This is a genomic window from Parvimonas sp. KA00067 (genome assembly GCF_001553085.1).
Taxonomy (GTDB): Bacteria; Bacillota; Clostridia; order Tissierellales; family Peptoniphilaceae; genus Parvimonas; species Parvimonas parva.
The window spans coordinates 181,911-191,214 of sequence record NZ_KQ960145.1; the positions used below are offsets into that span (position 1 = coordinate 181,911).

Below are 9,304 nucleotides of genomic sequence, written 5' to 3' on the forward strand. Positions count from 1 at the left end.
ATTAATCCTCATATCCATATTTTTGGTAAAATTCTTTTTTGTATTCTAAAAATCTGTCTTCTCTAATCGCTTGTCTAATATTTTCCATAGTTTTAAGTAAAAATCTCAAATTATGGATTGATAAAAGTCTTGCTCCTAAAATTTCATCAACATTTATTAAATGTCTAATATATGCTCTTGTATGATTTTTACAAGCATAACAATCACATTCATCATCAAGTGGAGAAAAGTCTTTTGCATATTTTGCATTCTTTATAACAAGTTTTCCTTTTGAAGTCATCGCAGTTCCATTTCTTGCAATTCTAGTTGGAAGAACACAGTCAGCCATATCAATTCCTGCCTCAACCGCCTCAAATAAATAATCAGGCGTTCCAACACCCATTAAGTATCTTGGCTTATTTTCCGGCATAAATTGTGCTGTGTAGTTCAAATATTCAACCATAATTTCCTTAGGTTCTCCAACACTAAGTCCACCGATTGCATAACCCGGTAAATCCATATCAATAGTAGCAAGAGCAGATTCTCTTCTCAAATCTTTAAACATTCCCCCTTGAATAATTCCAAAAAGAGCTTGTTTATCCGTATTTTTATGATAATCTTTACATCTCTTTAGCCAACGTAAAGTTCTCTCCATAGAATTTTTAACATAATCATAGCTAGCAGGATATGGAGCACATTCATCAAAAGCCATCATAATGTCTGAGCCTAAATCATTTTGAATTTCCATTGATTTTTCAGGAGAGATAAAATGTTTTGAGCCGTCAATATGCGACCTAAATTCAACGCCCTCTTCAGTTATTTTTCTAATATCCCCAAGACTAAAAACTTGAAAACCACCACTATCTGTTAAAATCGGTTTATCCCAATTCATAAATTTGTGAAGTCCTCCTGCCATTCTTATAATCTCTTGACCGGGCTTTAGATATAAATGGTAAGTATTTCCAAGTATTATTTGTGAGCCAATGTCTTTAAGTTCATCAACATTCATAGCCTTTACAGTTGCACGAGTTCCAACCGGCATAAAGATTGGAGTTTCAATAACTCCTCTATTTGTATAAATCTTTCCAAGCCTTGCATTACAATCCTTAGACTTTTTTATCAATTCATATTTTAATTCCATTATTTCTCCTTTTTAATTAGCATTGCATCTCCAAAGCTAAAAAATCTATATCTATTTTTTGTTGCCTCATTATAAGCATTCATTATTATTTCTTTTGATGAAAAAGCACTAACAAGCATTATTAAAGTTGACTTTGGCAAATGGAAGTTTGTAATCAAACAATCTACAACTCCAAACTCAAATCCAGGATAGATAAAAATATCGGTATCTCCGTTACAAGCAACTAATTTCCCATATTTTTTATAAACTGTTTCCAAAGTTCTAACACTTGTAGTTCCAACAGCAAAAACTCTATTTCCATTTTCTTTTGCAGAATTTATAATTTCAACACTTTCTTTAGAAATTTCATAATATTCTTCATGCATTTTATGTTCCAAAACATTATCAACCTTTACAGGTCTAAAAGTGCCAAGTCCAACATGAAGTGTTACCCTTGCAATCTTAACACCTTTTTCCTTCAATTTTTCCAAAAGTTCATCTGTAAAATGAAGTCCTGCAGTTGGTGCAGCAGCAGAACCATTATGTTTTGCATAAACGGTTTGATACCTATTTTTTTCTTCCAATTTTTCGTGAATATAAGGTGGTAGTGGCATTGTTCCAAGTTCATCTAAAATCTCCTCGAAAATTCCATCATAAGAAAATTTAACAAATCTCTCTCCATCAACGCTTATTCCAACAACTTCTCCAACTAATTTTCCATTTCCAAATTCTACCTTTGAGCCGATTTTCATTTTCTTACCCGGTTTTACCAAAGTTTCCCAAGTATTATCCTCATGTTTTTTCAAAAGTAAAACTTCGATTACCTCTTCCTTATTCGGTCTTGAACCGAAAAGTCTTGCAGGAATTACTTTCGTATCATTTATTACAAGTACATCACCTGAATTTATATATTCTACTATATCCTTAAAAACTTTATGTTCTAAATCGAAATTTTCTCTATTTACAACTAAAAGTTTTGAACTTGATCTATCCTTAAGCGGAAACTGAGCAATCAAAGACTCATCAAGCTCAAAATCAAAATCATCCGTTTTTAAACTTTTCATTAACTCTCTTCCTTCTATATAAAATATAAAATACATCTACAAGATTATATTATATATTGTTTTTCAATATTTTTCAAATTTTTTAAATTGTTTTTTATATCAATAGATTATAATTATCAAAATTATTGACAAAAAAATTTTTTTGTGCTACCATCAGGTTGATAGGAAGTGTGCTTTCTATATTTGTGTCTGCAGATAGAATATCTTTTAAAAAAGGAGCTGAGTTTTTATGTCAGCATTGATAGCAGCAGCATGGGTTTATGGTCCTCAAGCTGTAGCATGGGTTATAGCAAATGGTCCTATGCTAATTCAAATGGGAGCAGCTGCATTTGTTCTATTGAGTCAAATGTTTGGCTAAACAACAAGGATACATTAACTGTAGCCTCTTACATATTTTATTAGGAGAGTTTTATGATTTTAAAAAAATTAAGCCATTCTTTTGAAAATTTTTCAATTTATGTTGAAAATATAAATTTTGATAAGGGAAAAATTTATGCACTCATTGGAAAAAATGGTGCAGGTAAAACGACATTAATGAATGCAATAACAAACAATTTAAATTTAAACGGAAATATTGAAATGGATATTGATGAAGATAAAATTCTTTATATTCCAACTGAACTTAACGCCTATGAGTTTTTAACTGTAAAAGAGTTTATAAATCTTTTGTTAAAACATAATGATACAAACTCAAATTACGATTATGTTATAGAAAAATTAAATTTAAAAAACAAAGAAAATGAATTAATTGCAAATCTTTCACAGGGAATGAGTAAAAAAATCGCTCTATCTCCTATATTTATACGAAATTTTGATTTTTTAATTCTAGATGAACCATTTAACAGTATAGATATAAACTATATATTTGAGCTTAAAATCTATCTAAAAGAGATTTCTAAAGATTGTGCTATTTTGATTTCTTCACATATTTTAGATACTCTTTCAGATATATGTGATGAATTTTTTATAATGAAAGATGGAAAAATTGTAAAAATTTTAGATAAAAGTACAGAAAATTTGGAGAGTGAAATTCTTGAATGTATTTAAAATAAATTTTGAAGTTTTTAGGAAAAGATTTAAAATAAAAAATATTTTTAACCTAATAGAATTCTTTGTATCAATACTATTTATGATTTCATTAATACATATTGGATTTATTCTATTTGGCAAGTATGAAGATATGTATCTTCTAAAAAGTTTATTCTTTTTTACAATAATTATTGAGTTTGTCTTCCCAAACTATAATTTAAACAATAAATTAAAACTAAAATCATTTTTTGGAAAATTAAAAACTGAAGAAATAGAAAGATACTATTCTTCAAAAAGTTTAATTAGATCTTTGATAATAGGTTTTTTTGTGTTTATTCCATACAGATTAGATTTGATAAATGTAAGCCTATTCTATATGACAATTATATCATTGCTATTTTTAGTTGTTATAGGACTTAGAAAAATATTCAATAAAGTTGATTTTCAGTCATTTTTACTATTGATTAGATTTAGTATAATGTTTTTGCTTTTAGTATTTGTAAAAAAAGGAACTGGAGAGATTATAAAAAATTTTGCAAATAAAATTTCTTTTTTTATTTACTTTTTAGTATTTTTTGCCTTTGTCCATATATCAATAAAAATATTAAATTCTATAAAGTCAAATTATATTAAAAAACATAATTTTTCAAAATTTTTAACAAATTCAGAAAAATATTTTGGATATAATTTTTTATATGTTATAAGAAATGGAAATTTTCTAAGGAACATATCCTTATTTTATACAATATCAATTTTGACGATTTATAGAGAAACAATTGAAAATGCAATAATTGCTTTTACTATTTCAGTTGTTTTAAATGGAATTTCAAATTTATTTGCTATTTTCAAAATAGAACATAATCGTTTTAATTTTATATATGATAAAAATTCATTAAAAAATATAAACAAACTTAAAATAACAGATAATATAAAACTTCATCTTATTTCAACGATTTTTATGTTTCCTGTAATTTATTTTAAAGTCGGATTGATTTTAACAGTGAAAATAACTTTTATATCAACACTAATTACTATATTTTCAACGGTTGTAGTATTAAATTTTATACAAAACAAGAATTATAAATACAATAAAAATGATATAATTATAACTATAATTGTAACCTTAATACTAACAATAATTGGAACTAACTTAATAGTATAGAGCGAACCATTCCCCGATTCTTTGCATCGGCTGGGTCCCCGGGAACCTTGTTGTTCCACAACAAAAAAAGTAACGGTTAAATAATCGTTACTTTTTTATTCTACCAAAATGTTTATATGCTTTATCCGTTACAATTCTTCCTCTACTTGTTCTGCTTAGAAAGCCTATTTGTAGTAAATAAGGTTCATAAACATCTTCTATTGTAACCCTTTCTTCTCCGGTAGATGCAGCTATTGTATCAATCCCAACAGGTCCCCCTGAAAAATTATCTATTATTGTAGTAATTATTTTTCTATCTATCGTATCAAGACCTAAATCATCTACTTCTAAAATATCAAGTCCGTCTTTACTCGTTTGCAAATCAATCTTTCCATCTCTTTTAACCTGTGCAAAATCTCTAACCCTTTTTAAAAGTCTATTTGCAATTCTTGGCGTTCCACGAGAACGTCTTGCAATTTCTATAGCCCCATCAGCATCAATTTCAACACCTAAAATACCCGCAGAACGAGTAATAATTTTTTGTAAATTTTCAATGCTATACAATTCAAGATTAAGCATAATCCCAAATCTATCTCTAAGAGGTCCTGTAAGTTGTCCCGTCCTTGTAGTTGCCCCTATCAAAGTAAATTTTTCAAGGTCGATTCTAAGACTTCTGGCACTTGGACCTTTACCGATTATTATATCCAAAGCATAATCTTCCATAGCAGGATATAAAATTTCCTCAACACTTTTATTTATTCTGTGAATTTCATCTATAAATAAGACATCATCTTTACTTAAATTAGTCAAAATACTCGCAAGGTCGCTCGGCTTTTCAATAGCAGGACCTGAAGTAACTCTAATATTAACTCCCATTTCATTAGCAATAATATTTGCAAGAGTGGTCTTTCCAAGACCAGGAGGTCCATATAAAAGACAATGGTCTAAAGGCTCATTTCTAGTCTTAGCAGCCTCTATAAAAATCTTTAATCTCTCTTTTGCTTTTTCTTGACCTATGTACTCATCAATCCACTTCGGTCTTAAACTTGTTTCTATATCAACATCTTCCCTCGAAAAACCAGTTCCGATAATTCTATCTTCAAAATCTTCAAACATAATAACACCTATAATTTTTTCATACTAAGTTTAATAATATCTTCAATTTCCATTTCATCAATATTAATGCTTGAAAGGAATTTTTCAATATCATTTTTCATAAACCCTAAATTAACCAAAGCATCTAAGACAAGCTCTCTCTTTTCAAAATCTTTACCACTTGTTGTAATTTCCATTTCTCCAGTTGAAATATCTTTACTACTGATACTGTCGATTGAAATCTTGTCTTTTAATTCCAAAATGATTTTTTGTGCAGTTTTTTTACCAACTCCCTTTGCAGTTGAAAGAGAAACAGCATCTCCATTTACAATAGTAAGTTTCAAACTGTCAACAGACATTGACGATAAAATGCCACAGGCAACCTTAGGACCTATACTATTTACACTAACAAGCATTTTAAACATCTCAAGCTCATCAAGAGTTTTAAAACCAAAAAGAGCGACATAATCTTCCTTTACAATATAGTCTGTATAAATCGTATAAAAATCCCCAACATTTACATTAAAAATTGTATTGTTGGAAGTAAAAATCTTATAACCTATTCCATTATTATCTATAACAATATAGTCATTATAAATAAATTTAAGTTCACCACTAATATATTCGTACATAAAACACCTATTTCATTCTAAATTCTTCTTTAAATTTCAAACTAAAAAAATGGCAAAGAGCAATAGCCAAGGCATCTGCCGCATCATCAGGTTTTGGAATCTCTTTAAGTTTAAAAATCATCTTAACGCTCTCTTGCATTTGCTTTTTATCAGCCCTACCATAGCCGGTAATAGCTTGTTTAACTTGTAAAGGAGTATATTCATAAGCTAAAATATTTTTCTTTATAAAAGATAAAATTTCAACACCACGAGCTTGTGCAACATTTATTACCGTCTTAACATTCTTGTTAAAAAACAGTTCCTCAATCGCAAGTTCATCAACATTATGTAAATCAATCAATCTATTCAATTCTTCATCAATAATCTTAAGTCTATCAGGAAGTGGAACTCCCGCCTTGGTTTCAATAACACCATAGTCAATAAGTCTAACTCTATTACCAATCGCTTCAATAATTCCATAACCAACAATTGCAATCCCAGGGTCTAATCCAAAAATAATCACAAAAAATCCTCCAATACTACCCCTTATAATAACATAAAACACATATTTTTTCAATTAAAGAAAGTTATATTTATTGCACAAAAAAAGCAAGAACTAAATCTTGCTTTTTAAATATTATTCGTAATCTTCACAGCTTAGTAAATCTTCTCTCTTAACTTTACCTTTTTCATCGTAAGTCATTTTACTGAAGTTAATTAAGTGAGGTATCATATTAATCTTTCTACATTCAATTAAATGAACAACTTTGCTTAAATCTCCAACTTCTTTAGCTTGAGTTTTCATGATTTTCATCATTGAGTACTTAAGTTCAGTTTCTTTGAAAGTTATAGTGTTCATTCCTTTTTTATTGAAAGCAGCTTGAACCATTGATTCACAGTTTTCTTCTGTAAGTGCAGGAATTAAAATATAATCTACATCACTTGCAGCTTCGATACCAGCTTCATCTTTAACTTGAACAGTTTTGTGTGAACCTTTAGCAACAGCCATAACAGCTGCCATAAATGGTCTTATTCCAGCAGATCTATGACCTGAAATAATTAAAGTTTCTCCTTTAGCAATAGCTTCTTCGATATATAGACCATGTTCTTCTTTCATATAACCTGAGTCTACATGTTTTTGTAACATTGGATGCATACAAATTTCCTCCTTTTATTTTTTCAATTATATCTATTATACTACATTTTTGATTTTAAATAAATACTTTATTAAAAAAAATTAAAATTTATCTCTTTTTTCTTTGTAATTTCCTAATCTCATTATTAATTCTAGTCATTAAAGACTTAACTTCTGATTCATCATTAAGATTTTTTATTTCCAGATTATATCTCTTTTCAATTTCTTTAACAAGAGAATCAACATACATATTCCTAACTTCTGATAAATTACTCTTTATAAAATGTGAATTATCTAAGAAATGTTCATAAACTTCTCCATCGGAAATTCCTGTTGCATCATATAATTTACAATAAGTAACTGTAACATATTCTGAATTTGTTTCATTTAATTTGAAATTTCCAACTAATTCATCACTTGTTACCAATTCATATTCTATATTTTCGTTAATCGGTTCATACACATCATCTAAAAATTTGTATGTTTCAATATCAATAATGTATTTTTGTCTTAAGTATTCCATAAGCCCTCCTAAAAAAATAAATGTTTGTACTTCTCCATGGTACTAATTAATTTATACCACTTTAACGAAAAGAAAAACATTTATTTAAAATTAATTACTAAAAGATAGTACTATTATTGATAAAGTTACTATTAAAACGCCAATAAATAAAGTTACTGTTAATGAAGTTGATAAAAACAAAACAGAAAGAATAACACTCCATACACTAAATGTACTATTAAGTGCCATTCCTTTTGAAACTCCGTTTAATTTCATAGCTTTATAGTAGAGCAGGTAACTTAGTCCTGCAAAAAAACCTGAAAAAATTAAATATTTTAAAATTTCAAAATGTCTTATTGTAACTATAAATCCACTGAATAATCGTAAAAATGGTAAAACTAAAAATAATATAGTTAATCCTGAAATAATTTCTCTTATATTTAAAATTATTTCTTCTTCAAGCTCTTCTTTGCTTGCAAAATTTACAATCGTAGCCTCTAAACCCCAGCTAAAACTTGCAATAACAGAAAATAAAATTCCTAAATAAAAATAAGGATAATTACCGGCTGGTTTTGTATAGGATAAAATAAAAGTTCCAACTATACAGCCTAAAACACATAAAAAAGTTTTTAAATTTACTTTTTCTTTCAAAAAAACAGCTGATAAAATAGTTCCAAACATTGGGCATAGTGCAGAAATAGGAATTGCATAAGCAGAACCTGCTAGAGAAATGCCCATAATATATGAGCATTGTCCAACAGGTCCACCTATCAAGCCTGCAAAACAAACCATTTTTCCGTTTTTTGTTTTTAACGCAGGTAATATTAACTTTAATTTCCTAAAAACTCCATTATATCCTAGAACAAATATTCCGGCAAACAAGTCATTAAATCCGGCAAAAACTAAAGGCAAGAAAAATAAAATTCCAACACTATAATTTTTCAAGTATTCACTTCCTGTAAGAAGAGATAAAATTATTCCATTGACTGCCCAAAAGAATCCTGAACCAAGTCCTATAAATTCGTTTTTAAATTTTTTCATCTATGGTTTTACTCCATTAGGAAAAATCTCTTTATCCAATTCTCTCAAATTATAAGTATCAATTATATTAAGTAACTTTGAACCATAATTCGGGTCAGTAGCATAAGTTCCGGTTAATGCTTTTGCAGCTTGTTCCGGAGTCTTAGCAGCTACAACATTTCTATACCAGTTAGTAAGCCACTTAGTTCTAGTAAATAACTTAGCATAGTATTCAAATGCCTCATCATATCCTGAAAACTTCATAAACTTATCTGTAATATAATACTTTTTTCCATTTTTATCATATTCAGCAGTTCTTATTTCATAATATCTTTCAGGAGGTGTATCATCAGCTGCCTTAATACCGAACAAATTATATATTGGCGCCGGGGATAATCCGTCAGTTCCAAAACCAGTTTCTAAACAAGCTTGAGCGACAGCTATTGAAGGAAATAATCCCTTACCTTTAACAGCCTTTAAAACTCCAGGTGTTACTTTCTTTATAAACTCACTTCTACTACCTATAGGTTTGGATGCGCTCCTAGCAACTCCATTTTCGTCTATATTATATCCATCTATTTTGGTATTTACAGCCATAGCTCCACTTT

Annotated in this window: 12 protein-coding genes; 3 read left to right on the forward strand and 9 right to left on the reverse strand. The window is 28.7% G+C overall.

Annotated features, from left to right (window positions below; genetic code table 11):
* Position 1: 1 nt before the first annotated feature.
* Together tgt and queA are read right to left on the reverse strand one after the other, a co-directional pair.
* The gene (tgt, locus tag HMPREF3181_RS02875) at positions 2-1,120 is read right to left on the reverse strand and encodes a tRNA guanosine(34) transglycosylase Tgt (RefSeq protein WP_068472787.1); all 1,119 of its coding nucleotides are present in this window, start codon (positions 1,118-1,120) and stop codon (positions 2-4) included.
* On the reverse strand, positions 1,120-2,163 hold the full coding sequence (queA, locus tag HMPREF3181_RS02880; protein ID WP_068472789.1) for a tRNA preQ1(34) S-adenosylmethionine ribosyltransferase-isomerase QueA: 1,044 nt from the start codon (positions 2,161-2,163) through the stop codon (positions 1,120-1,122). The genes tgt and queA overlap by 1 nt, the downstream gene beginning before the upstream one ends.
* A gap of 229 nt (positions 2,164-2,392) precedes the next feature.
* Between queA and HMPREF3181_RS08030 the strand changes: the two genes are divergently transcribed.
* Genes HMPREF3181_RS08030 through HMPREF3181_RS02890 form a run of 3 tightly spaced genes read left to right on the forward strand, consistent with a single transcriptional unit; the run spans position 2,393 to position 4,354 of the window.
* Positions 2,393-2,521, forward strand: coding sequence for a hypothetical protein (locus HMPREF3181_RS08030; RefSeq protein ID WP_255353726.1), 129 nt, complete (start codon positions 2,393-2,395; stop codon positions 2,519-2,521).
* Between the two features lie 53 nt (positions 2,522-2,574).
* Positions 2,575-3,210 (forward strand): ATP-binding cassette domain-containing protein, encoded by a 636-nt coding sequence (locus HMPREF3181_RS02885; RefSeq protein ID WP_068472792.1) that lies wholly within the window; start codon positions 2,575-2,577, stop codon positions 3,208-3,210.
* Positions 3,197-4,354, forward strand: a complete 1,158-nt coding sequence (locus HMPREF3181_RS02890; RefSeq protein ID WP_068472793.1) for a hypothetical protein — start codon at positions 3,197-3,199, stop codon at positions 4,352-4,354. The genes HMPREF3181_RS02885 and HMPREF3181_RS02890 overlap by 14 nt, the downstream gene beginning before the upstream one ends.
* An 87-nt stretch (positions 4,355-4,441) precedes the next feature.
* Here the strand turns inward: HMPREF3181_RS02890 and ruvB are convergent, their stop codons facing one another.
* The 7 genes from ruvB to HMPREF3181_RS02925 all read right to left on the reverse strand — a co-directional run.
* Positions 4,442-5,449, reverse strand: coding sequence for a Holliday junction branch migration DNA helicase RuvB (gene ruvB, locus HMPREF3181_RS02895; RefSeq protein ID WP_068472795.1), 1,008 nt, complete (start codon positions 5,447-5,449; stop codon positions 4,442-4,444).
* Between the two features lie 8 nt (positions 5,450-5,457).
* On the reverse strand, positions 5,458-6,060 hold the full coding sequence (gene ruvA, locus HMPREF3181_RS02900) for a Holliday junction branch migration protein RuvA (RefSeq protein WP_068472797.1): 603 nt from the start codon (positions 6,058-6,060) through the stop codon (positions 5,458-5,460).
* Positions 6,061-6,067: 7 nt separating this feature from the next.
* Positions 6,068-6,562 (reverse strand): crossover junction endodeoxyribonuclease RuvC, encoded by a 495-nt coding sequence (gene ruvC / locus HMPREF3181_RS02905; protein WP_068472798.1) that lies wholly within the window; start codon positions 6,560-6,562, stop codon positions 6,068-6,070.
* Between the two features lie 114 nt (positions 6,563-6,676).
* Complete coding sequence (locus HMPREF3181_RS02910; RefSeq protein ID WP_068472800.1) at positions 6,677-7,195, reverse strand: hypothetical protein; 519 nt, start codon at positions 7,193-7,195, stop codon at positions 6,677-6,679.
* Between the two features lie 88 nt (positions 7,196-7,283).
* Positions 7,284-7,697 carry a hypothetical protein gene (locus HMPREF3181_RS02915; RefSeq protein WP_068472806.1) on the reverse strand — a complete coding sequence of 138 codons (414 nt, stop codon included), beginning with the start codon at positions 7,695-7,697 and terminating at the stop codon, positions 7,284-7,286.
* 90 nt (positions 7,698-7,787) lie between these two features.
* Positions 7,788-8,717, reverse strand: a complete 930-nt coding sequence (locus tag HMPREF3181_RS02920; RefSeq protein ID WP_068472807.1) for a DMT family transporter — start codon at positions 8,715-8,717, stop codon at positions 7,788-7,790.
* A partial coding sequence (locus HMPREF3181_RS02925) for a glycoside hydrolase family 73 protein (protein WP_197415912.1) occupies positions 8,718-9,304 on the reverse strand: 587 nt, incomplete at its 5' end.

Bases quoted from the DNA above. Each gene is read 5' to 3' on its own strand.
- tgt (WP_068472787.1), bottom strand. From the start codon at position 1,120: ATGGAATTAAAATATGAATTGATAAAAAAGTCTAAGGATTGTAATGCA.
- queA (WP_068472789.1), bottom strand. From the start codon at position 2,163: ATGAAAAGTTTAAAAACGGATGATTTTGATTTTGAGCTTGATGAGTCT.
- HMPREF3181_RS08030 (WP_255353726.1), top strand. From the start codon at position 2,393: ATGTCAGCATTGATAGCAGCAGCATGGGTTTATGGTCCTCAAGCTGTA.
- HMPREF3181_RS02885 (WP_068472792.1), top strand. From the start codon at position 2,575: ATGATTTTAAAAAAATTAAGCCATTCTTTTGAAAATTTTTCAATTTAT.
- ruvB (WP_068472795.1), bottom strand. From the start codon at position 5,449: ATGTTTGAAGATTTTGAAGATAGAATTATCGGAACTGGTTTTTCGAGG.
- ruvA (WP_068472797.1), bottom strand. From the start codon at position 6,060: ATGTACGAATATATTAGTGGTGAACTTAAATTTATTTATAATGACTAT.
- HMPREF3181_RS02910 (WP_068472800.1), bottom strand. From the start codon at position 7,195: ATGCATCCAATGTTACAAAAACATGTAGACTCAGGTTATATGAAAGAA.
- HMPREF3181_RS02915 (WP_068472806.1), bottom strand. From the start codon at position 7,697: ATGGAATACTTAAGACAAAAATACATTATTGATATTGAAACATACAAA.
- HMPREF3181_RS02920 (WP_068472807.1), bottom strand. From the start codon at position 8,717: ATGAAAAAATTTAAAAACGAATTTATAGGACTTGGTTCAGGATTCTTT.